Genomic DNA, 20,656 nt, shown 5'->3' on the forward strand with positions numbered 1-20,656 from the left:
ACGTCACTGACCGTTGCCGCTCTCGTCTTCAACGGAAGACAACGCAGCTTCGATCCGCTCGCGCGCGCCTTCGAGATGGTGCTCGCAGACCTTCGCCAGTTGCTCGCCCTTTTCCCAAAGAGCGAGCGACTGCTCCAGGGACAGCCCGCCCGCTTCGAGTTCGCGGACGACCTCGACCAGCCTGTCGCGGGCCTGCTCGTAGCCGAGTTCGGCGGTCTCGCCACCGGGTTTGCTCACGCTGTGCTTCCTTCTACCGGACGTCGGTGCTTGCCGATACCCGCGCACACTACCGCGCCGGCCATGGCGTTGTCGTAACCCACGAAGGCGAGAGCGAACTCCTGGCCGTCACCCTCCGCGATCGCCGCGACGAGGTTTTCCTGCGCCCGGGCCACCCGTTTGCGGTGCTCGGATCCCTCCGCGAACCACCATCGGGTGCCGACGTGCTCAGCCGTCGCTTCGGAGAGCTTCCGCAATTGCGCGTCGAGGCCTCGCTTGATCGAAAACGGCGCTGATGAGCCCTCGGCGGAAAAGAGCGCCTCGGCCTGGCATCCGGCCAGCAGAACAGTCCAGCATTCCGCGGCGGCGTGGTCGGTCAGCAGCGCGTTGTGCAACACGCCGGGGGCGTTCGCGCGCTGGGCGGCATCGACGGTCAAAGGCAGGAAACTCGCCGTCAACTGTTCTCCTCCGCCTCTCCCGCGACGACGGCGCCGAGCGCGCCGTCGACCACGCGGACGCGCAGGTTCGCGCCGTCCGTGACTTCGGAGACGGACCGGAGTACCTGGAGGTTGCCTTCGGCGTCGGTGTACTGCACCACCGCGTAGCCGCGTTCGAGGGTCGCCGCCGGGCCGAGCGCGGTCAGCCGCGCTCGGGCGCTGGCGATTTCCGCCTGATCCTTGGCGAGCAGGGTGAGCATCGCGCGCCGCCCGCGTTCGCGGTGGATCTCGACGTCGTCGGACCGCCGCTGGACCGGGCCGAGCGGATCGGCGAGCACCGGACGGCTGCGCATCTGGGTCAGCAGCCTGACCTGCGTGTCCACCCAGCCGTGCAGGGCGCGGCGGCCGCGGTCGCGCATCTGGCGGACGCGCTGGGTCTCCTCGCGGACGTCGGGCACGATCCGCTTGCTGGCGTCGGTCGGCGTCGAGCAGCGGAGGTCGGCGACGTGGTCGAGCAGTGGGGTGTCCGGCTCGTGCCCGATGGCGCTGACCACCGGGGTGCCCGCAGCGGACACCGCGCGGCACAGTGCCTCGTCGGAGAACGGCAGCAGATCTTCGACACTGCCGCCGCCGCGCGCGATCACGATGACGTCGACCTCCGGGTCACGGTCCAGTTTGGACAGTGCCTGGAGGATCTGCGGGACCGCGAGCGATCCCTGCACGGCGGTGTTGATCACCTTGAACGCGACATGCGGCCAGCGGGCCTGCGCGTTCACCAGCACGTCGCGTTCGGCGGCGGACGCGCGACCGGTGATCAGCCCGATCCCCTTGGGCAGGAAGGGGATCCTGCGTTTGCGCTCGGGCGCGAACAGGCCCTCGGCGGCCAGCAGCCGTCGCAGCCGTTCGATCCGCGCGAGCAGTTCGCCGATGCCGACCGCGCGGATCTCGTTGGCGCGCAGGCTCAGCGAACCGCGGTTCATGAAGAACGTCGGCTTCGCGTGGATCACGACGCTCGCGCCCTCGCGCAGCGGCGGTTCGATCGTGCGCAGCAGGCCCATCGGGCAGGTCACCGACATCGACACGTCCGCGGACGGGTCGCGCAGCGTCAGGAACGCGGTGTTGGTGCCTTGGCGGGCCGAGATCTGCGTGACCTGGCCCTCCACCCAGACCGCGCCGAGCCGGTTGATCCACTCGCCGACCTTGCGGGCGACCGTGCGGACCGGCCACGGGTTCTCGGCGGTGGTGGACGGCCCCGCCGGCGCGGCGGTGGGTTCGGCGCTCACCGGCCTTCCGCGCTGCCGGTGTCGTCGCCGTCGGTTTCCGCCTTCTTCACGTTTCCGATGCGACGCGCGAGCATGCCGACGAACGACGCCCTGTCGGCGTTCGCCCGTTCGTAGGTCAGCAGCTCTTCCAGCTGCGCGAGGTCGAACCGGCGCAGGCGGGCACGCAGCTGCGGCAAGGTGAGCGTGTCGTAGTCCTCCAGCCCGGCCGGGCCGGAGGTCACGGGGGCCGCGGAACTGTCGAACTCGCCATCGGCGTGGTCCTCGGCGAGCGCGCGCTCTTCCTCGGCCCACGGGTCTTCGGTGAGCCCTTCGAGGTCGTGGAAGTGGCCGTTCGTCTCGGCGCGCGGTTCGGGAACCTCGGGGTCTTCGCGCAACGGGATCACGCACGAGTCGCGTTCGTAGCGGCGTTCGCCGAGGTCCGGCGGGAGGTCCTCGTCGAAGGTCGCCCAGCTGGGGGTGTCCTCGACCGGGCGGAGGCCCGACAAGGCGTCGTCACCCTTGATCGCCAGCTCGGTGACGTGCTGCTGGACGCGCATGGAGAACTGGAGGACCTGGCTGACCACCGTGACGGGGAGCCCGGTGAGCTGCTTGGGAAGTTCGCGAACCCGCTCGGCGGTGGTGACGGCGAGGCCCGCGGCGACCCGGAGGGGGAGCGGGAGAGGCTTCATACGTCTAGCCTGCCGTATCTGGTCCATCCTGCCCAACCGAACGGGTGGGTCGGCTCACAGGACGTGACTCCACGCACATACTTTAGAGGGGTTCCCAGGTCACCTGAACGTGAGTGCGAGGAGCCCCCCGGGCAGCCCGTACCCTGGGGGTCATGAGTTCTGCGAGTCCCGGAATCACGCCAGCCGGCAGTCCGACGATCACCGAGTCCGGTGTGCCGGCAGGTGGCAAACGTGTCCTGCTCGCCAAGCCTCGTGGCTACTGCGCGGGCGTCGATCGTGCCGTCATCGCCGTCGAAAAGGCACTCGAGCTCTACGGCGCACCGGTGTACGTGCGCAAGGAGATCGTGCACAACCGGCACGTCGTGGAGACCCTGCGCGACCGCGGGGTGATCTTCGTCGACGAGACCTCCGAGGTCCCGGAAGGCGAATTGGTGGTGTTCTCCGCGCACGGCGTCTCGCCCGCGGTGCACGCCGAGGCGGCCGAGCGCAATCTGCGGACCATCGACGCGACCTGCCCTCTCGTGACGAAGGTGCACAAAGAGGTCAACCGGTTCGCGAAGGACGACTACGACATCCTGCTGATCGGCCACGAAGGCCACGAAGAGGTCGAAGGCACCGCCGGCGAAGCTCCCGACAAGGTGCAGCTCGTCGACACCGCCGAAGACGTCGACAAGGTCGAGATCCGCGACCCGTCGAAGGTCATCTGGCTCTCACAGACCACCCTTTCGGTGGACGAGACCATGGAGCGCGTCGACCAGCTCCGGGACAAGTTCCCCGGCTTGGCCGACCCGCCCAGCGACGACATCTGCTACGCCACCACGAACCGCCAGGTCGCGGTCAAGGCCATGGCCGCCGAGTGCGACCTGGTGCTGGTGGTCGGCTCCACGAACTCGTCCAACTCGAAGCGCCTGGTCGAGGTCGCGCTGAAGGCGGGGGCGCGCGCGTCGCACCTGGTCGACTTCGCGCACGAGGTCGACGAAGCGTGGCTCGAAGGCGTCGAGACCGTCGGCGTCACGAGTGGTGCTTCGGTGCCGGAGGTGCTGGTCATGGACCTGCTGACGTGGCTGGCCGAGCGCGGCTGGGACAACGTCGACGAGGTCACCACGGCGAACGAGAAGATCGCTTTCGCGCTGCCGCACGAGCTGAAGAAGGTCGGCAGGGCCTAAGGCTCCGAATACGAAAAGGGCCGTCCGAGGAGTTCCTCGGACGGCCCTTTCTCGTGGTCAGAGGCTCAGGCGAGAGCAAAGGTCCCTTGCTTCAGCGCTCGTCGTCCCAAGGGCGGCGGCGCGGCGGCTGACCGCCTCGGCGAGGGTCGTCCGGACGCGCCGGACGGCGGCGCGGGGCACCCGGGGCGCTCTCGCCGCGAGGGTCGCGACGGCGGGGTTCGCCGTCTTCCGGCGGCCGCGGGCGCCGGGGCTGACGTCCCGGAGGCGGTGGCTTGCGAGCGCCGGGCTCGGCGTCGCGGCGAGGACGGCGATCGTCGTCGACCGGACGGCGGCGCGGCGGCGCGTCGTCCCGGGGCGCACCCCGGCGTGACGGCGGGGGCGGCGTCTGCCCGGTCCTGGCGGCCGGACGGCGGCCCGCCGCCGCGGCAGCGGGCTTGACCGGCGGTTTCGCCTCGTCGCGACGGTCCGGTTTGGCGTTCGCCTTCAGCTTCACCGGGGCGTCGGGATCGCGTTCGCGGTAGATCCGGAAGAAACCGATCGCCAGCGTGACACCGGTGGTGAGGGCCATCGTCGGGAAGCCGTTGATCAGCGGCGTGCCGATGTCGAAGGCTCTCTCGAGCAGATCCGAGCCCTTGCTGTTGTCCGAGGTCAGGAGGATGACTCCCGGGACGGTCACGGCGAGGACCAGGGGCGGCTGCACCATCGGGCCGAACAGCCCTCTGCGCTGGACGGCCACCACGGCGGCCACCGCGCCGAGCGCGTAGAAGATCTTGAACAGCAGGCCCAGGTCCTTCTGCGTCATCACGTCGATGAAGGCGCCAAGGATGGCGAGCCCGAAGCCCACCAGGACGGCGGCCCACCAGGGCAGCCCGCGCCTGGCACCGACGAGCGGACGCTCGTCCCAGGCTACGGGAACGTCGTCGGCATCAGGATCGCTCTGGCGATCGCGAATCGCGGTCACAGGTCCCACCGTATATCCAAGCTGCGGACATACCGCCAACAGGCGGTATGTCGATCGCCTGGTAGTGGTCATCCCGGACCACCCGGACGAACTGCCCGGGTGCTTTCGAGAGGTACTACGCGCAGGGGCGCGACAAGGTTGTCAAGCGGGTCGAAACGGAGCCTCCGATTCCGGAAACCGCAGGTGGTCGCGGGTCAGTCGGGAGGCAGGATCGGCTCCCGGTGGTACGTCGCGTCGTGAGGGCAGACCCAGTTGGCGACGCCGTCGATCAATCTCGCGCTCAGCGGATGGCGATGGCCAGGGCAGGGCGGCAGGGCGGCGCCGACGCTCTCTTCGATCGCGTGGTCCTGGATCTGGCCGGCGGTCGCCACTGTGGCTTCGTCGACCGGGACGTCGAGTGAGAAGTACACCTGGACGGAACCGTCACCGTCGCCGATGGTCACCAGCAGACTGTTCGGCATCGTCAAACCCGGCGGCGGCGCCGCGGTCTCCACATGCTCTTCGACGGCGAGCACCTGCCACGGGGGCGACAGGTCTCCCAAGCGGTCGAGCACCGCCTGGGAAACCTGTCGCGCGTAGTCGATCGAATCGTTCATGTCCTCATTATGGGAGAAGGTCGAGCGCGCCCGCGAAGGTCAGCGTCGCCGTCCCGCCTGATCCCAGATTGTGCCGGAAAGTCAGGTAGTCCTGATATTGAACCGTGTTGTAGTGGTAGACCGGATTCATGGTTCCGTGGAAATGGTACCAGGCGGGCACATTGTGTCCCGCGTTTTTCGGCATACTCGCCCCGTTTCGCCACCAGCGCAAACCGTCTTCGGTCACATTGCTCGCCGCGATGGCCTGAACATTGGGCGCGATCTTGAACCCCCACGGAATCGTGCCGTATCCGCTGAAGCAGACGTATTGCACGGTCCACGTTCCATGCTGGTTCGACCTGGTGAGATCTCCCTCGCAGGAGATGTAGTCCTCCACCTTCGACATCTGCACCGGGGCCTGCTTGGACATGTCCTGTCGGATGCGGTCCGCTTCCCCTTGTGTGACAGGCTTGTCGAACGTCAGCTTAAGGACCGAATCGAACTCTTCGCCGACTTCGTCTCGATGGAGATCTCCCGTACCTCGCCCGCTGTGGATGCGGCTGAAGCGGGAGTTCCGGTGAGGCCGATGACGAGGGAAAGCGAACCGATTCCGAGTGCGATCAAGCGTGCTCTCTTATGTGTGCCGGTGAAAGTCTTCACGGACATTCTGATGACCCCCCAAGGTCAATGGTGCCTCAAGTGATGTTGCCGATCGGACAAGGCCGAGAATCGACGAAATGCATCCCCATGCGATCTCGCCCCGTATCGAGCGTACTCGGACTATCTCGGCAGCCGCTTCATCCATTCGAGTGGGTGATCTGGGTGGAATCCAGAGAAAACAAGTTATGCGAGAGTTCGTTTCGGGTTCATCGATTCGTTGGGACTCGGTGCTGGTGATGGAGTACGGAAGCCGGCGTTCGGGCACGGGGTGCGCGGTCCAAGATACCGGCGAAGCCTCGGTGCAGCTGGTCGTGAGGGGCACTGGGTGGATTTGGGTCGTTAGGTGGCCCTGAAATCCACGCGGTCACGATCTCGGTCACCGTCGGGCTGCCCGGGCAACGCTCCGTGCGGCGGCTCTTGCGTCAGGGCAGGTAAGGCGCCGTGTGGAAATAGGGAAACTCCGCAAGCAGACAGGCCGGGCCTGACGGTCCTGCTACCGATAGGCGCTACGAGGACCGTCACGAGGCCGGGAGCTCGTCCGCCTTCCGGATCAGGGGCACCTGCGCCGGGCTGCCCGCCGCGTCCGTCAGTGGGGAGACCGTGCTTCGGAAGCTCTCGAGCGCCTCCAGCTCCCGGCGCCGTGCCGAGATGAAGCGCTGGAGGTGGGTACTCGACAGGTTCAGCGCGTCGACGGCGTTGCCCGCGGCCCGGTGCGCGGCCGCGGCGCCCGCCCGGACCTGTTCGACGTCCTCGACCAGCGCCCGCTCGGTCGCGGCGAACAGCGCGGCGGACGCCAGCACGGCGAATCCGGTCGGCCCGCAGAGGAAGACCCGCCGGTCCAGCATCCAGCGCAGCAACTCCGGGTCCGTGTCCAGCGCGGCCACGACGGCCGCGTCGGACGGGACGAACATGATCGTCCCGTAGATCGCGTCGGCCCAGCGCTGGTAGCCCTTGCCCGCCAGTTCGGCCGCCCGCGACCGGAGCTGCCGGACGTGGACGCGCAGCGCGTCGAGCCGTTCTTCGGGGTCGTTGGTCTCGACGGCTTCGGCCCAGCAGGCCATGCTCGCCTTCGCGTCGACCGGCACCGTCCGCCCGCCGCCGACCCGCAGCACCATGTCCGGTTTCGCGGCGCCGCCGCCGGCCAGGTCCGTTTGCAGCGTGAAGTGCAGTTCTTCGCGGAGCCCGAGCGCGCGCGCGGTCTCCAGGAGGACCTTTTCGCCCAGCTCACCGCGGCCGCTGATCGAGGCGAAAGCGACCTCGTACCGGCGCAGCGCGAGTTGCTGCTGATCCGCCTTCGACCGTTCCGCGGCGACCAGTTTCGCCGCCGCGTCCGCCCGCCGCATGCCGTCGTTGTACAGCCGCCACAGCAACGCGACGGCGACGAGCAGCAGGAGCGCGAGCACGACGGCCGCGGTGGTGATCACCGTCGCCACCGGTACCTCCCCTCCGGATCCGAGTCCGGGACATCATGGCGGAACCCACCGACAAAAACCGGGTGGCGCGGTCGCGCTCCGTATCTGACCTGGGCCGTCCCCGGCGTGTCGGAAAGCGCGGTGCCGCCAAGGGCGCGCCTCCCCTCTTCGGCCGGTGCGCGGCCCTACCTTGGGCTGCGTGAAGCTCCTGCACACGTCCGACTGGCACATCGGCCGCACGTTCCACGGCGCCGATCTGCTCGCCGAGCAGGAAGCCGTGCTCGGTCACCTGGCCGATCTCGTGGTCGCCGAGTCGGTCGACGTCGTCCTCGTCTCCGGCGACATCTACGACCGCGCGGTGCCCTCGGCGGAGGCGGTCCGCGTCGCCACCACCGCGCTCGGCAGGCTCCGTCAGGCCGGGGCACAGCTGGTGATGACGCCGGGCAACCACGACTCCGCGCCGAGGCTGGGCGCGTTCGCCGAATTCGCCGCGGCGGGCGGGCTGCACCTGCGCGCCACGATCGACGGCATCGCCGAGCCGGTGCTGCTGCCCGACGAACACGGCGACGTCGCCCTCTACGGCATCCCGTACCTCGAACCGGAGCCCGCGCGCCACGCCCTCGGCGTCCCCGAGGCCCGCGGCCACACCGGCGTCCTCACCGAGGCGATGCGGCGGATCCGCGCCGACCTCGCCGAACGGCCGCCGGGAACGCGGTCGGTGGTGCTCGCGCACGCCTTCGTCACCGGCGGCGAGCCGACCGAATCCGAGCGGACCATCGCGGTCGGCGGCGTCGAGCAGGTGCCGGGTTCGGTGTTCGACGGCGTCGACTACGTCGCGCTCGGCCACCTCCACGGCCCGCAGACCCTCGCCGAGCACCTGCGCTATTCGGGCAGTCCGCTGGCGTATTCGTTTTCCGAGACGCGCCAACGGAAATCCGTCTGGCTGGTCGAACTCGGCGCCGACGGGCTTGCCGAGGTCCGGCGGCACGAACTGCCGGTCCCGCGGCAGCTCGCGATGCTCAGCGGCGAGCTGGCGGATCTCCTGTCGGATCCGGACCACGACGGCCTCACCGACCATTTCCTCTCCTTCACGATCACCGACCGGGTCCGCCCGATCGACGCGATGCGGAAACTGCGCGAGCGTTTCCCGTACGCCGTGCACCTGGATTGGCAGCCGGAAGGCGGTCATGCCGGAGCCGCGCTGAAGTACGCCGAAGCCGTCCGCGGGCGTTCCGACGTCGAGATCACGCGCGGTTTCCTCGAGGACTGCCGCGGGTCCGCGCCGACGGAGAGCGAGGAGCGGCTCGTGCTGGCAGCGCTGGGCGCCGCGGGCAGGGAGCGCGAAGTATGAGGCTGCACCGGTTGGAGGTCGCCGCTTTCGGCCCGTACGCGGGCCGCGAGGTGGTGGACTTCGACGTGCTCGGCGCAGACGGGCTGTTCCTGCTGCACGGCGACACCGGCGCGGGCAAGACGACCCTGCTCGACGCCATCGCGTTCGCGTTGTTCGGCACCGTCCCCGGCGCTCGTGGCGAGGTCAAGCGGTTGCGCTGCGATCTCGCCGAGCCGGATCAGGTCACCGAGGTCGTCCTCGAACTGACCGTGCAGGGCCAGCGGATGCGGATCGCGCGCAACCCCGAGTACCAGCGGCCCAAGCGCCGTGGCGAGGGGATGACCCTCCAGCAGGCCAAGGCGGTGCTGAGCTGGGTCGGCACGGTGCCCGCCGGGCACGTGGCGGAAGGCATCACGCGGATCGACGAGGTCGCGCGCACCGTCGAGCGGCTCATCGGCATGACGCACGAGCAGTTCTTCCAGGTGGTCTTGCTGCCGCAAGGCGAATTCGCGCGGTTCTTGCGCGCGAACACGGCCGAACGCGAGGAGCTGCTGGAGCGGCTGTTCGGCACCGAGCGATTCTCCGACGTCGAGAACTGGTTCGCGGAGCTGCGCGCCGAGCGCGGCCGCGAGCTGCAGGCGCGGCAGCAGTCGCTGCGGGAGTGGGTCGCGCGGTTCGCGCAGGTCGCCCGGCAGGAGGCGCCCGAAGAGGGACAGGCCGAGTGGGTCGACGCGGTTCTCACGGAGTCCGCCGAGCTTGTCGCCCAGGCACGGGAGCAGGAAGAGAAGGCGCGGAAGGCCGCGAAGGCTGCCGAGGCCGTGTGGCAGGAGAACCGGTCCACCGCCGAGCGCATCCGCCGGGTGCGCACCGCGTACACGCGTCTTTCGGTGATCGCCGAGCAGGCGGATCAGCGCGCGGAGTGGGCGGAAGAGGTCGAAGCGGCCCATCGCGCGGCAGGCGTCGCCGCCGAGGCCGATCTGCTCGAACGCCGCTCGAACCAGCTCGCCGAGGCGGAGGCCGCGGAAGCGCTCCGGTCTCGGGAAGTGCCGGACGCCGAGGACAGTTCCGCCGCCGAACTCCGCGCCCGTGCCGGCGGGTTGCGCGAAGAAGCGGGCGCGCTGGCCGAACTCGTGGCCGAAGGCGAGCAGCAGCAACGGGATCTGGTCCGCCGAGATCAGCTGAGCACCGCCGCGAAGGAGGCGGAGAAGCAGGCCGAGGAACTGGTCGCCGAACTCGAATCCGCGCCGGAGAAGATCACGGCGTTGCGTGCCGGGGCGCTCGCGGCCGCCGAAGCCGAGGCGAAACTCGAAGGCGTCCGCACCCGTTTCGACGAGTTGACCGCGCTGGTCCGGGACGCCGACGAGGTGCCTCGGGCGGAGCAGGCCGTCGAGCAGGCGCGTGGTCTGGTCCGCGACGCCGTCGACGCTCATCAGCAAGCGCGGCAGCATCGCCTGGACCTGCGTGAGCGCCGTCTCGACGGGATGGCGGCCGAACTCGCCGCCGGACTGGCCGCGGGTGAGGACTGCCCGGTGTGCGGCGCGACCGAGCATCCGGCGCCCGCCACGCACACCGGTGGTCTCGTCGATCCTGAGGACGAACGCCGCGCCGAGGCCGCCGAGCAGCAGGCCGACAAGCGGCGCGAGAAGGCGAAAGCCTCGCTGCTGGAAGCCGAAGGACGGTTGAAGACGCTGGTCGAGCGGTTGCGGGAGCGCACCGCCGAGGGGCTGCGGGCCGAACTCGGCGAGGCGCGGGAGCTGGGCACGTCGCTGTCGGAAACGGCTCGGCGCAAGCCCGTCCTGGAGAAGCAACTCCTCGAACTGGAACGGAAGACCGAGCAGCTGACCGAACGCCGTCGCGTGACCGGGCAGCGGGCGGCCGAGGCCGCGACCGAGGTCCGGGGCCTCACGGAACGGCTGGCCGAACGGGAACGACGGCTGGAAAGCGCACGCGGCGAGTTCGCCGACGTCGCCGCGCGGCGGCGGCACCTGCTCGGTTTCGCGACCCGCCTCGACGCGCTCGCCGAAGCGCGGCTCGGTGTCGTGGGTGCCCGCGAGCGTCGCGACGAGCAGGCGAAACTTGTCGAGGAAGCCTTGCAGGCCAAGGGTTTCGCGGATCTCGACGCGATGCGGGCCGCGTCGCGGCCGGACGAGCAGATCACGAAACTGGAGACCAGCCTCGCCGATGCGAAGGTGATGGAGCGGGCCGCTCGCGAGGAGCTCGCGCAGCCCGAGTTGTTCGGGATCTCGGCCGAGGACGAGATCAACGTCGTGGCCTCCGAAGAGGTGGCGCGGAAAACCCAGGGCGAAGCAGAGCAGGCCTTCGCGGCGCTGCGCACGGCCACGGCCCGGCACACCGATTTGACCGGCGTGGCCGAGCGGATGGCGTCCTTGATGGCGGGGCTGGCGCCGGTCGAAGAGCGGTACCTCGAACTGAAGGCGCTGGCCGAGGTGGTCAACGGGCGCGGGCAGAACGCGCGGAAGATGTCGCTGCGCTCGTACGTGCTCGCCGCGAGACTGGAAGAGGTCGCGGTCGCGGCGACCGCCCGCCTGCGGACGATGAGCCAGGGCCGATATTCCTTCGTGCACTCCGACGCGGCCGGGGCACGGGGCACTCGCGGCGGACTCGGACTCGACGTGCTCGACGACTACTCCGGCACCGTCCGGCCCGCGAAGACGCTCTCCGGCGGCGAGTCCTTCCTCGCGTCGCTCTCACTGGCCCTGGGACTCGCCGACGTCGTCGCCGCGGAGACCGGTGGGGCGCTACTGGACACGCTGTTCATCGACGAGGGCTTCGGCACGCTGGACGCCGAGACGCTCGACATCGTCATGAACATCCTCGACGAGCTTCGCGCCGGTGGCCGGGTGGTCGGACTGGTGTCGCACGTGGAGGAACTGCGGCAGCGGATCCCGACCCGGCTGCGGATCCGGAAGGCGCGTACGGGCTCCTCGGTCGAAATCCACGCCGCCTGACCCGGCCTCCTGTGTCATGAAAGGGGCTTTCAGGACAAATTTTGTCCTGAAAGCCCCTTTCATGACACTCGGGAGGGGTTGAGATCAGGCGGCTTCGTGGGTCAGCAGCCACTGCTTCGCCGGGACACCCCACCGGAAGTTCCCCACGCCGCCGCCGGTCCGCACCACGCGGTGGCACGGCACGAACAACGCCGCGGCGTTCTTCGCACACGCCGACGCGGCCGCCCGCACCGCGGCCGGATTGCCCGCCAGCGTCGCGTACTCCGCATAGCTCACCGGCTCACCGGCGGGCACCTTCCGCAGGATTTCCCAAGCGTGCTCCCGGAAAGCGCCGGACCGCTGCCGCACCTCGACGTCGGCGACCGCGTCCAGGTCGCCGTCGTGGTACCGGCGGATCGCTGCGCTCACCGGTCCCAGGTCCCGGCGCTGCTTCACCTCGCCGGGGGCCAATGACGGCGAGATCAGCGGTGTCAGTTCGCCGACGTCGCCGGTCCAGCCCGAGGCGAGTACGGCCCCGTCATCCGCCACCACGGCGGTGAACGGCCCGATCTTCGTGTCCATTGTGGACCAATACGCGATGCTCATCGTCTCCCTTTCAAGCGCGCCACAGGTACATGCCGGCGTACGAGGACCAGGGCTGCCAGGCCCGTCCGCGTTCGGCCAGCGTCTTTTCGTCGTCGGCGATCCCCAGCGCGGCCGCTCCCCGGCGCAGCGCCGGATCACCGGTCAGCAGGACGTCCGGCGCGCCCAGGACGCGCATCAGGACGTAGTCCGCGGTCCGGGGCCCGATTCCCGGGAGTGCCAGCAGTTCCTCCCGCAACTCCTCGGGATCGCGGCCGACATGGACCGAGACGCCGTCCGCCAGCGCGGCGGCCACGGCGGCGATCCGCTCCGGGCCGTGTTCGGCGACCATGGCCGCCGTCGGGAACACCGTGGTCACCCCTTCCAACGATTCGTCGCAGCTGGGCACGCGCTCGCCGAGGGTGTCGGCGAGCGACGCCGTCTCGGCCGGGGACAGCAGCGCGCGCAGCACGAGTTCGTCCCCGTCGACCGCGCCCGGCACCCGGATGCCGGGGATCGCCTCGACCAGCGGCGCGAGTGCCGGGTCGGCCCCGAGGATCCGCGTGACGGCTTCGGGGTCGGCGTCGAGGTCCAGCAGCCGCCGCACCCTGGCCACGGCGCTGCTCAGGTCACGCAGGTCGGCGAGCCGCAGGTCGCAAAGGACGTGGTCGTCCTTCGTCGTCAGCCGCACCACGCCGACGCCGTGCGCGAGCCGCAGCGTGCGGGCGTAGGCGGTCACGCCGGAATCGTCGCGCGTCACGTGCTCGACGCCCGGGACGGCCCGGACGGCCAGGAACTCCAGCACCCCGGCCGCGTCGAACGGCTTGCGGAACGGCAGCCGCAGGCTCAGCCGGGTCCCGGTCGGTGTTTCGTCGGCCTTGCGACGTCCGCGACGCAGGCTCGCCGCGCGAAGCTGCGAAGGCGTCGTCGCGAACACCTCGCGGATCGTCTCGTTGAACTGGCGGACACTGGAGAAGCCCGCCGCGAACGCGACGTCGGTCAGCGGAAGGCCGGACATCTCGATCAGCAGTCGCGCCGAGTGCGCCCGGTGCGCCCTGGCCAGCGCGAGCGGTCCGGCCCCGAGTTCCGCGGTGAGGACACGCCCGAGCTGACGTTCGGAATAGCCGAGCCGTCGTGCGAGGCCCGGCACGCCGTCGCGTTCGACGGTCCCGTCCGAGATGAGCCGCATGGCCCGCGCGGCGAGATCGGCCCGGATGTCCCAGTCGGGTGAGCCGGGGACGGCGTCGGGGAGGCAGCGGCGGCAGGCGCGGAAGCCGTTCGACTGCGCCGCGGCCGACGTCGGGTAGAAGCGGACGTTCTGCTGTTTCGGCGTCGACGCGGGGCAGGACGGGCGGCAGTAGATCCCGGTGGTGGCCACGGCCATGATGAACTGGCCGTCGAACCGGGAGTCGCGGGCGGCGACGGCGCGGTAACACCGTTCGGTGTCGCGCCACACGGCCCGTTCGGCCAAGGTCTGCTCGGTCATGACATCGATCGTGCCACCAGGTCGTGGGGTCGGCTGGCGGAAATCCGACACCGCGATCCGGGCCTCGGCGGACGGGGTGGCGGGCGGCACGTAGACTTCTGGCCCGTGAGTCTCACCCTCGGCATCGTCGGCCTGCCCAACGTCGGCAAGTCCACCCTGTTCAACGCGCTGACCCGCAACGACGTGCTCGCCGCGAACTACCCGTTCGCGACGATCGAGCCCAACGTCGGCGTCGTCCCGCTCCCGGACCCGCGCCTGGACGAACTCGCCAAGGTGTTCGGCTCCGAGCGGACCGTGCCCGCCGTCGTGTCCTTTGTGGACATCGCGGGCATCGTGAAGGGCGCTTCCGAGGGGGCCGGGCTCGGCAACAAGTTCCTCGCGAACATCCGCGAAGCGAACGCGATCTGCCAGGTCGTGCGGGTCTTCGACGACCCGGACGTGATCCACGTCGACGACCGGATCGACCCGGCGAGCGACATCGAGACGATCAACACCGAGCTGATCCTCGCCGACCTGCAGACGCTCGACAAGGCGCTGCACCGGCTCGAGAAGGAAGCGCGGACCAAGAAGGAAGCCAAGCCCGCCCTCGACAACGCGGTCAAGGCCAAGGAGATCCTCGACTCGGGCCGGACCCTGTTCCAGGCGCAGAAGGAGGTCGACTTCGAGGCGCTGCGCGAGCTGAGCCTGCTCACCACGAAGCCGTTCCTCTACGTCTTCAACGCCGACGAGGGCATCCTCACCGACGAGTCCCGCCGCGAAGAGCTGGCCAAGATGGTCGCCCCCGCGGACGCGGTGTTCCTCGACGCGAAGGTCGAGTTCGAGCTGCTGGAACTGGACGACGAGGACTCCGTGCGCGAACTGCTGGAGTCCGTCGGCCAGCACGAACCCGGCCTGTACTCGCTCGCCCGCGCCGGTTTCCACACCCTCGGCCTGCAGACCTACCTGACCGCGGGCCCCAAGGAGTCCCGCGCCTGGACGATCCCGCAGGGCGCGACCGCCCCGCAGGCCGCCGGCGTGATCCACACCGACTTCGAGCGCGGCTTCATCAAGGCCGAGGTCGTCTCGTACGCCGACCTGATCGAGAACGGTTCCATGGCCTCCGCCCGGTCCGCGGGCAAGGTGCGGATGGAAGGCAAGGACTACGTCATGTCGGACGGCGACGTGGTGGAGTTCCGCTTCAACGTCTGACCCCGGACCTGGCGCCCGGCGCTCTGGATGAACGCGGACAGGGTCGCTTGGCTGAGCTTCTCGTGCTCTTTCACCGAGGTGAGATCCGGTGCCTGGTGCATGTCCGAGATCGGTTCGAAGACGGCGTCGACGAGTTGGAGAAGCTCGACGTCGTCAGTGAGCATCTGCACCCTGAGGCGTGCGTGATCGGCCGCCGCTCCGCGCTTGTCCGACTCGGTGTACGCGACGCGCATCTCCTCGTCCGGTGCTTGTCGCTGCTTCAGGAACCATTTCGCGATCACGGCTTGCCGCAGTTCTGTCATCGCACCGGCGAAAGCCACGTACGCGACGATCCGTTCCTGCCGTAGCCGCTCGTCGCGGGCGGTTCGCTCGGTTCGCCGAGTGGTGAGCAAACCGAGTAGGTAGGTGAGACCCGAGCCTGCCAACGTTCCGGATATCGCGATCACACTCGTCAGCGCGCCATTCATGGCTCAGGAGTTTGGCAGAGTCATCGCCTCGAAGACGGAGTCCTCCTCGCCGGGAACATGCGGCAGGAATCCGTCGGGGACGGTGCGGGCGGCAGTGGTGAGCAGACGGTTCAAGACCTCCTGTTCGGTGGCCGCAGGAAGCCGGAGCGCGGCGAGGAGGCTGTCCCGGACGGCGGGGTGGTCCGGGTGGTCTTCGAGGTAGTCCGCCCCGAGCTCGGGGGGACGAAAGCCGGCCAGGGCGTCGTGCCATGACGGCAGGACTATCGCGAGGGTCAGGGCTTCGGCGAGGGATTCGGCGATGAGCGAGGCCTGGCCTTCCGAGTCGGTGTACAGGACGGGACGGGAGCCTGCCGGGCCGCAGAGGTAGTGGGTGCCACCCGCGTTGCACCCGGCCACGGGCGCCACCGGAAGGCCGTTGGGCAGGGCGATCGACTCGATCGGATCGGTGCGGGCCAGGTCGAATTCGCCGTCGCAGGCCAGGAAGGAGGCGACCTCGGGATGCGCGGCGATTCCGTCGAGCAGGGCCTTCTCCGAGAGGGCCGCCGGGTTGAGGGCCTCGGCGATGGCAAGGGTGAGAGGTTCCCCGGCGAGGACGTGGCGGATGGCGTCTAGGGGTACTGGGCGCTCGTAGTAGTCCTCGAAGTGGGCCTGGACGGCCTCGGGTGAGCGGTCGGCGAGGAGGTGGAAGAGGTGGCCGGAACCGTCCGGATCCTCACTGCCGCCGGGGAAGTCGATGGCCGAGCCGGTGTGCCAGGAGGTGTCGCCGGTTTCCCGCCACAGACAGGCGGTGACCCGAGGAGCATCGATGCCCTCCTCGTGGAAGGCGGGTTCTTCCAGAAGCGGGCGCAATGCGGTGGGCACGTCGTCGATGACTCCGGGCCAGACTCGTTCGTCGTTCGTCCCGTACGGACTCATCTCCGACTCGTGGTCGAAGCCGCGGATGAGCACCCCGGCCGGGGTGAAGAGGACGGCGAAGTCGTCGCCCGAGCCGTTGTCCATCAGTGCGGCCTCCACCTCGGGGCCCCAAGCGGTGTCGAAGGTGTACTCGCACAACTCTGGTTCGTCGCCGACCGCCGCTTCCAGGACGGCCAGGGCGCGCAAATGGGCTCGGAGCCGGGCGGGGTCGGGGAGAAGCGCGGCTACCTCGTGCACGGTGCTCATGGCGTCATCGAAGCAGCCGCCACCGACAATCCCGCCCCCGTGTGTCAGGAAAGGGGCTTTCAGGACGAAAAGTGTCCCGAAAGCCCCTTTCCTGACAGAGGGAAAGCGCTACTTCCGCAGCAGGCTGTAAGCCGCCGATCCGATCAGCTCCAGCGAGACCTGAAGCCGCTCAAGGGAAACGTTGTCCTTGATGGTGTCTTCCGGCGTGTGATAGGTCGGCTCCAGCAGTGCCGGGCCGCTCTCGCCGCGCCAGCTGAAGTTGCCCGACGCGATCCCGCGCTCGAAGAACGGCACGTGGTCGCTCGAACCGCGCGCGACCGGGCCCTTGACCCGAGGGTCGTAACCGAGCCGCTTGGCCGCGGCGTTGACGGCCGCGGTCGTGGCGTTGTCGGCACCGTCGACCGAAAGCAGCCAGTAGGTGATCGCCGGGTCCCAGCTGGTGGCGACCATGTCGTTCTGGAAGCAGCCCGCGATCCGCTTCGCTTCCGGGTCGGTCAGGTTCGAGACGTAGTGCCGCGAACCGATCAGCCCGTATTCCTCCGAGCCCCACAGCGCGAACCGCAGTGTCTTGTTCGTCGGCAGGTACCGCAGGACGCGCGCCAGCTCCAGGCACAGCACGGTGCCGCTGCCGTCGTCGTTCGCGCCGGGGGAGCCGGGGACGCTGTCGTAGTGCGCGGTCACCATGACCACGCCGTCGTCCTTGCCGGGGAAGGTGGCTGGCCGCTCGGCGATGACGTTGTACGACGTCAGGTTCTTGTGGTGGGTGGCCGTCGCCTTCACCTTGACCGAGCCCTTGGCGAGCCGCTCGCGCAGCCGCTCCACCTGCACCTGCGCCAGGCCGAGCACCGGGACGGTGACAGGGGTGGCCAGCGTCGGGGAGAAGGCGGACAGTTTGCGCGCCGGGTCGGCGCCGATCCGGCCGATCAGCACGGCGACGGCGCCGCGCTGCGCGGCCGTCAGGTACGCGTCGGCCTTGTTCGTCACGGCCGCGATCAGCACGATCTTGCCGGTCAGGTCGTCCGGAAGGGTGGTCCCGTCACCGGCGTCGACGACGACCGCCTCCCGCGTGACGTCCTGCGCGCCCTGCGGCGACGACCCGGTCTGCCAGCTGTCACGTCCGACCGACAGGCCGCCCAGGAACTTGTCGGCGATCGGGAACGGCTGCAGCGTGACCTGGTAACGCAGCTCGCGCAGCACCTTCGCGATGTAGTCCTTGGCGCGCAGTTCGCCTTCGGTACCGGCGATCCGGGGGCCGATCTTGTCGCTGAGCACCCGAAGATGCTCCAGCGCCCGCCGCGACCGGACCCGCGCGATCACGGGGTAGTCGCCGAAGTCCAGCGACGGCGGGAACTGCGCGCCCGGACGTTGCTGCGTGGCCGCGGCGGCGGTGCCGGGGTTCAACCCGATCGTCGCCGCGCCCGCCAGAGCCACCGCACCCGCGAGCACCTCACGCCTGCGCAGACCTGCCATGGAACACCCCTCACTTCTCGAACGACCTTCGTTCGAGTAGCCAATAGTCGCCGGGCCGCCAGAGCAACCTCCGATCGTCCCCTTTTCCGGTTCAGCCCACGGTGGTGTGGCGGTAGGCATGGGTCAGCGCGACGCCGCCGCAGGCGATGGCCCCGATCAGCCCGCCGGTCAGCAGCACGGTCCCGACGAAGGGACCGAAGTCGCCCACGTCGGCGAGCCGTCCCCAGAAGGAGCCTTCGAGCAGGGCGCCGACCAGGATGAACAGTGGCGCGGCGACGCCGAGGAACAGGATCCAGCGGTACTTGGCGGCCAAGGTCAGCACGAGGATCCCGGTCACGCCGAGGATGAACGGGCCGGGCGGGATGTCCGGGAATCCGGGGACGCCCGAGACGATCTGGATGATCAGCCCGGCGACGCCGGCGAAGAGGAAGAAAGCGTTGGCGACGGCGGCGGTGGAACGGTTCATGGTGGGACTCCTCACTGGGTTTTCGACCACTGAAGAGTCCCGCTCGGAGCCGCTCGGGGCGTCGGCCCGGAAGCGGCAATCGGGCCTACGCAGACCTGCGTAGCGGTTTGCCGAGGATCAAGGTGACTTCCGCCGAAATCGCGGACACCAGTTCGTCGCCGAACACGCAGATCGTGTACTCCCAAGGGTGCCCGAAGGTGCCGAGCCGGAAGTCCGGCGTCAGGTAGAGGTAGTAGTCGCCGTCGGGGAACGGGGTCGGCACACCAGCCCGCGCTGATCCACGGAAACCATCCGGTCCAGCAGCAGCTATCCCGGGTCTTCGTCGAGGGTGGGCAGGCTCCAAATCACCGCCCCGCGGGCTCGTCGATCCCCGGCCACTCGAAGCGGTCCCCCGCGCGCCGGTACTCGGCGTCGCCCAGGATCTCGATGCTCACGCGGTGAAATTACGCGAAGGAGGGTGCTACCAGAGTGGTATCATCGACCCATGGCCATGACCCTGAGGTTGAACGACGAGCAAGAGCGCGCCCTCGCCCTGCTGGCGGAGGCCGACGGCGTGAGCAAGCACGAAGCCACCGTTCGCGCCATCACCGAGGCGGCAGGCCGCCGTGTCCGTGACGACAGGGTCCGGGTGCTGTCCAAGAACGGCCGGGAGCGCTACGCCGCTCTGCTCGACCGTCTCGCCCAGTGATCGAGTATCTCACCGTCGAAGACCTCCTGGCGCTCGCGGAAGATCTCCGGGTACCCAAGATCCGCGATCTCGGGCTGCTCGACTCGGCCGCGCACCGGCCGCAGGCCTCGTTGATGGGCCGGGACGCGTATCCGACGCTGCACGAGAAAGCGGCGGTGCTGCTCGAATCGCTGGCGCGCAACCATGCGCTCATCGACGGCAACAAGCGCCTGGCCTGGATGGCGACGTTCGTCTTCTACGGGCTCAACGGTCACGACCTCGACGCGCCGGAAGACGACGCGTACGACCTGGTGATCGCGATGTCCATCGGCTCGCGCGGGTACGCGGAAGCCGCGGCCGAACTGGCGGTCTGGGCCAAGCCGCTCGGGTAACTTCGGACGGGTGAAGCCACTGGAAGCGGACATGTTCGCGCCCGAGTGTCCGTCGAACCTCACGCCGTTCCGGATCGGCGACAAGTGGGCCGGCCTGGTCGTGCTCTGCCTGGAAGAGGGACCACGCCGGTTCACCGAACTGAGGGTGCCGCTGAGGGGTGTCACGTCGAAGGTCCTCACGGAGACCCTCAGGGCCCTGGAGCGCGACGGCATGATCACGCGGACGGCGCACGACGAGACACCGCCGCGAGTGGAGTACGAACTCACTCCGCTCGGCCGGACGTTGTTCGCGCCGATGGAGGCATGCCGCGAGTGGGCGGCGAAGCACCTTCCGGAGCTTGTCGCCGCCCGCGAGGCCTACCCGGGCTAGAAGTGGCTAGCCGAGAAGGCCGAGCACGATGATCGTCAGCAGCGTGACGGCGGTGGCGAAGACGGTCACCCAGGCGCGCTGGGCGGCGGTGATGGAGGCGTTGTTCACGGCGGTTCCCCGGGGGAGAGAAGCGACAGGTCCGCCGGGAACAGCGCGTTGATCAGGGTCCGCGTTACTTCACGCGCGCCAGTGTGGCGAAGATCACTGATCGTGCTGGTGATGCCGATCGCGCGCCGTGTACCAAAGCACTCCGGCAGCGGCCGCCACCATCGCGCCGAATGCGGAGAACCCCACCACGATCGCCTGTGTCATCACTCGTCCTTTTCTCGTCGGTCGTACTGGGTAGACGCCCGGGAAGCGGAGTCGTGGCGCGATCGTCGCGGAGGTCACATGCCGGCGAGCACCCCGTCGATCTGCGACGCGAGCGCGAAGTCCTTCTCCGTCAGCCCTCCGGCGGAGTGCGTGCTGAGCCGGAACGTCACCGTCCGCCAGCGGATGTCGATGTCGGGATGGTGGTCGGCCGCCTCCGCGAGTTCGGCGATCTTGTCCACCGCTTCGATGGCTTTCGGGAAGCTCGGCAGCTTCGCCGTCCGCTCGATCGTGACGCCGTCGCGGGTCCAGCCCGAGAGCTTCGTCACGGCCTCGTCCGCCTGCTTGTCGTTCAAGATTTCCGCCATGACTCCATGGTGGTACGCCGTCGGCTACGCTGCACGTTTGCCACGGGTCCCCCTTGAAAAAACGCAGGAGGCTA

General features: G+C 69.3%; 23 protein-coding genes. 7 read left to right on the forward strand and 16 right to left on the reverse strand.

The genetic code is table 11. The features are described 5' to 3' along the window. Positions 1 to 3: 3 nt before the first annotated feature. The 4 genes from ACZ5IK_RS04340 to ACZ5IK_RS04355 are packed head-to-tail and all read right to left on the reverse strand — an operon-like array spanning position 4 to position 2,604. On the reverse strand, positions 4 to 237 hold the full coding sequence (locus ACZ5IK_RS04340; protein WP_101610496.1) for an exodeoxyribonuclease VII small subunit: 234 nt from the start codon (positions 235 to 237) through the stop codon (positions 4 to 6). Continuing rightward, on the reverse strand, positions 234 to 674 hold the full coding sequence (locus tag ACZ5IK_RS04345; RefSeq protein WP_465486504.1) for a hypothetical protein: 441 nt from the start codon (positions 672 to 674) through the stop codon (positions 234 to 236). The genes ACZ5IK_RS04340 and ACZ5IK_RS04345 overlap by 4 nt, the downstream gene beginning before the upstream one ends. Continuing rightward, positions 671 to 1,936 (reverse strand): exodeoxyribonuclease VII large subunit, encoded by a 1,266-nt coding sequence (gene xseA, locus ACZ5IK_RS04350; RefSeq protein WP_465486505.1) that lies wholly within the window; start codon positions 1,934 to 1,936, stop codon positions 671 to 673. Before xseA ends, ACZ5IK_RS04345 begins: the two co-directional genes overlap by 4 nt. Next, positions 1,933 to 2,604: a lipid droplet-associated protein gene (locus ACZ5IK_RS04355; protein ID WP_465486506.1), complete on the reverse strand. Its 672-nt coding sequence runs from the start codon at positions 2,602 to 2,604 to the stop codon at positions 1,933 to 1,935. Before ACZ5IK_RS04355 ends, xseA begins: the two co-directional genes overlap by 4 nt. A gap of 152 nt (positions 2,605 to 2,756) precedes the next feature. Between ACZ5IK_RS04355 and ACZ5IK_RS04360 the strand changes: the two genes are divergently transcribed. Continuing rightward, positions 2,757 to 3,770 (forward strand): 4-hydroxy-3-methylbut-2-enyl diphosphate reductase, encoded by a 1,014-nt coding sequence (locus ACZ5IK_RS04360; RefSeq protein ID WP_168214408.1) that lies wholly within the window; start codon positions 2,757 to 2,759, stop codon positions 3,768 to 3,770. A gap of 91 nt (positions 3,771 to 3,861) precedes the next feature. Here the strand turns inward: ACZ5IK_RS04360 and ACZ5IK_RS04365 are convergent, their stop codons facing one another. The 4 genes from ACZ5IK_RS04365 to rmuC all read right to left on the reverse strand — a co-directional run bounded on the left by ACZ5IK_RS04365 (position 3,862) and on the right by rmuC (position 7,399). Continuing rightward, a complete protein-coding gene (locus ACZ5IK_RS04365; protein ID WP_465486507.1) occupies positions 3,862 to 4,731 on the reverse strand; it encodes a DUF6542 domain-containing protein in 870 nt (289 codons plus the stop codon). Between the two features lie 194 nt (positions 4,732 to 4,925). Then, positions 4,926 to 5,327, reverse strand: a complete 402-nt coding sequence (locus ACZ5IK_RS04370) for a hypothetical protein (protein WP_465486508.1) — start codon at positions 5,325 to 5,327, stop codon at positions 4,926 to 4,928. Between the two features lie 7 nt (positions 5,328 to 5,334). After that, complete coding sequence (locus ACZ5IK_RS04375; RefSeq protein WP_465486509.1) at positions 5,335 to 5,736, reverse strand: hypothetical protein; 402 nt, start codon at positions 5,734 to 5,736, stop codon at positions 5,335 to 5,337. 748 nt (positions 5,737 to 6,484) lie between these two features. Next, a complete protein-coding gene (gene rmuC / locus ACZ5IK_RS04380) occupies positions 6,485 to 7,399 on the reverse strand; it encodes a DNA recombination protein RmuC (protein WP_465486510.1) in 915 nt (304 codons plus the stop codon). Between the two features lie 178 nt (positions 7,400 to 7,577). Here rmuC and ACZ5IK_RS04385 point away from each other — a divergent pair, with 178 nt between their 5' ends. Both ACZ5IK_RS04385 and ACZ5IK_RS04390 read left to right on the forward strand, forming a co-directional pair. Continuing rightward, the gene (locus ACZ5IK_RS04385; RefSeq protein WP_465486511.1) at positions 7,578 to 8,729 is read left to right on the forward strand and encodes an exonuclease SbcCD subunit D; all 1,152 of its coding nucleotides are present in this window, start codon (positions 7,578 to 7,580) and stop codon (positions 8,727 to 8,729) included. After that, entirely contained in the window at positions 8,726 to 11,677 is a 2,952-nt protein-coding gene (locus ACZ5IK_RS04390) for an AAA family ATPase (protein ID WP_465486512.1), read from the forward strand. The genes ACZ5IK_RS04385 and ACZ5IK_RS04390 overlap by 4 nt, the downstream gene beginning before the upstream one ends. An 84-nt stretch (positions 11,678 to 11,761) precedes the next feature. Here the strand turns inward: ACZ5IK_RS04390 and ACZ5IK_RS04395 are convergent, their stop codons facing one another. Then, entirely contained in the window at positions 11,762 to 12,262 is a 501-nt protein-coding gene (locus ACZ5IK_RS04395) for a methylated-DNA--[protein]-cysteine S-methyltransferase (protein ID WP_465486513.1), read from the reverse strand. Positions 12,263 to 12,272: 10 nt separating this feature from the next. After that, complete coding sequence (locus ACZ5IK_RS04400; RefSeq protein WP_465486514.1) at positions 12,273 to 13,724, reverse strand: DNA-3-methyladenine glycosylase 2 family protein; 1,452 nt, start codon at positions 13,722 to 13,724, stop codon at positions 12,273 to 12,275. A gap of 105 nt (positions 13,725 to 13,829) precedes the next feature. On the opposite strand from ACZ5IK_RS04400, the gene ychF reads away from it, so the two are divergent. Then, positions 13,830 to 14,912 (forward strand): redox-regulated ATPase YchF, encoded by a 1,083-nt coding sequence (gene ychF / locus ACZ5IK_RS04405; protein WP_465486515.1) that lies wholly within the window; start codon positions 13,830 to 13,832, stop codon positions 14,910 to 14,912. On the opposite strand, the gene ACZ5IK_RS04410 is transcribed toward ychF, so the two are convergent. The 5 genes from ACZ5IK_RS04410 to ACZ5IK_RS04430 all read right to left on the reverse strand — a co-directional run bounded on the left by ACZ5IK_RS04410 (position 14,864) and on the right by ACZ5IK_RS04430 (position 18,738). Beyond that, positions 14,864 to 15,379 carry a hypothetical protein gene (locus tag ACZ5IK_RS04410; RefSeq protein WP_465486516.1) on the reverse strand — a complete coding sequence of 172 codons (516 nt, stop codon included), beginning with the start codon at positions 15,377 to 15,379 and terminating at the stop codon, positions 14,864 to 14,866. The genes ychF and ACZ5IK_RS04410 overlap by 49 nt on opposite strands. Positions 15,380 to 15,382: 3 nt before the next feature. Further along, complete coding sequence (locus tag ACZ5IK_RS04415; RefSeq protein WP_465486517.1) at positions 15,383 to 16,540, reverse strand: hypothetical protein; 1,158 nt, start codon at positions 16,538 to 16,540, stop codon at positions 15,383 to 15,385. 108 nt (positions 16,541 to 16,648) lie between these two features. After that, on the reverse strand, positions 16,649 to 18,010 hold the full coding sequence (locus tag ACZ5IK_RS04420; protein ID WP_465486518.1) for a M20/M25/M40 family metallo-hydrolase: 1,362 nt from the start codon (positions 18,008 to 18,010) through the stop codon (positions 16,649 to 16,651). A gap of 91 nt (positions 18,011 to 18,101) precedes the next feature. Next, entirely contained in the window at positions 18,102 to 18,476 is a 375-nt protein-coding gene (locus tag ACZ5IK_RS04425) for a hypothetical protein (RefSeq protein ID WP_465486519.1), read from the reverse strand. 85 nt (positions 18,477 to 18,561) lie between these two features. Further along, entirely contained in the window at positions 18,562 to 18,738 is a 177-nt protein-coding gene (locus ACZ5IK_RS04430; protein WP_465486520.1) for a DUF2716 domain-containing protein, read from the reverse strand. 222 nt (positions 18,739 to 18,960) lie between these two features. Between ACZ5IK_RS04430 and ACZ5IK_RS04435 the strand changes: the two genes are divergently transcribed. Genes ACZ5IK_RS04435 through ACZ5IK_RS04445 form a run of 3 tightly spaced genes read left to right on the forward strand, consistent with a single transcriptional unit; the run spans position 18,961 to position 19,905 of the window. Further along, on the forward strand, positions 18,961 to 19,164 hold the full coding sequence (locus ACZ5IK_RS04435) for a CopG family transcriptional regulator (RefSeq protein WP_465486521.1): 204 nt from the start codon (positions 18,961 to 18,963) through the stop codon (positions 19,162 to 19,164). Next, positions 19,161 to 19,535: a type II toxin-antitoxin system death-on-curing family toxin gene (locus ACZ5IK_RS04440; protein WP_465486522.1), complete on the forward strand. Its 375-nt coding sequence runs from the start codon at positions 19,161 to 19,163 to the stop codon at positions 19,533 to 19,535. The genes ACZ5IK_RS04435 and ACZ5IK_RS04440 overlap by 4 nt, the downstream gene beginning before the upstream one ends. A gap of 31 nt (positions 19,536 to 19,566) precedes the next feature. Continuing rightward, complete coding sequence (locus tag ACZ5IK_RS04445) at positions 19,567 to 19,905, forward strand: winged helix-turn-helix transcriptional regulator (RefSeq protein WP_465486701.1); 339 nt, start codon at positions 19,567 to 19,569, stop codon at positions 19,903 to 19,905. A 386-nt stretch (positions 19,906 to 20,291) separates the two neighbouring features. On the opposite strand, the gene ACZ5IK_RS04450 is transcribed toward ACZ5IK_RS04445, so the two are convergent. Beyond that, positions 20,292 to 20,582, reverse strand: coding sequence for a 4a-hydroxytetrahydrobiopterin dehydratase (locus tag ACZ5IK_RS04450; protein ID WP_465486523.1), 291 nt, complete (start codon positions 20,580 to 20,582; stop codon positions 20,292 to 20,294). Positions 20,583 to 20,656 lie beyond the last annotated feature (74 nt).

It is taken from the genome of Amycolatopsis sp. NPDC031561 (assembly GCF_055580625.1).

Coding starts and splice junctions, on each gene's coding strand:
- ACZ5IK_RS04355 (WP_465486506.1), bottom strand. CDS start 2,604: ATGAAGCCTCTCCCGCTCCCCCTCCGGGTCGCCGCGGGCCTCGCCGTC.
- ACZ5IK_RS04360 (WP_168214408.1), top strand. CDS start 2,757: ATGAGTTCTGCGAGTCCCGGAATCACGCCAGCCGGCAGTCCGACGATC.
- ACZ5IK_RS04370 (WP_465486508.1), bottom strand. CDS start 5,327: ATGAACGATTCGATCGACTACGCGCGACAGGTTTCCCAGGCGGTGCTC.
- ACZ5IK_RS04375 (WP_465486509.1), bottom strand. CDS start 5,736: ATGTCCAAGCAGGCCCCGGTGCAGATGTCGAAGGTGGAGGACTACATC.
- ACZ5IK_RS04390 (WP_465486512.1), top strand. CDS start 8,726: ATGAGGCTGCACCGGTTGGAGGTCGCCGCTTTCGGCCCGTACGCGGGC.
- ACZ5IK_RS04395 (WP_465486513.1), bottom strand. CDS start 12,262: ATGAGCATCGCGTATTGGTCCACAATGGACACGAAGATCGGGCCGTTC.
- ACZ5IK_RS04400 (WP_465486514.1), bottom strand. CDS start 13,724: ATGACCGAGCAGACCTTGGCCGAACGGGCCGTGTGGCGCGACACCGAA.
- ACZ5IK_RS04410 (WP_465486516.1), bottom strand. CDS start 15,379: ATGAATGGCGCGCTGACGAGTGTGATCGCGATATCCGGAACGTTGGCA.
- ACZ5IK_RS04415 (WP_465486517.1), bottom strand. CDS start 16,540: ATGAGCACCGTGCACGAGGTAGCCGCGCTTCTCCCCGACCCCGCCCGG.
- ACZ5IK_RS04420 (WP_465486518.1), bottom strand. CDS start 18,010: ATGGCAGGTCTGCGCAGGCGTGAGGTGCTCGCGGGTGCGGTGGCTCTG.
- ACZ5IK_RS04425 (WP_465486519.1), bottom strand. CDS start 18,476: ATGAACCGTTCCACCGCCGCCGTCGCCAACGCTTTCTTCCTCTTCGCC.
- ACZ5IK_RS04435 (WP_465486521.1), top strand. CDS start 18,961: ATGGCCATGACCCTGAGGTTGAACGACGAGCAAGAGCGCGCCCTCGCC.
- ACZ5IK_RS04445 (WP_465486701.1), top strand. CDS start 19,567: ATGTTCGCGCCCGAGTGTCCGTCGAACCTCACGCCGTTCCGGATCGGC.
- ACZ5IK_RS04450 (WP_465486523.1), bottom strand. CDS start 20,582: ATGGCGGAAATCTTGAACGACAAGCAGGCGGACGAGGCCGTGACGAAG.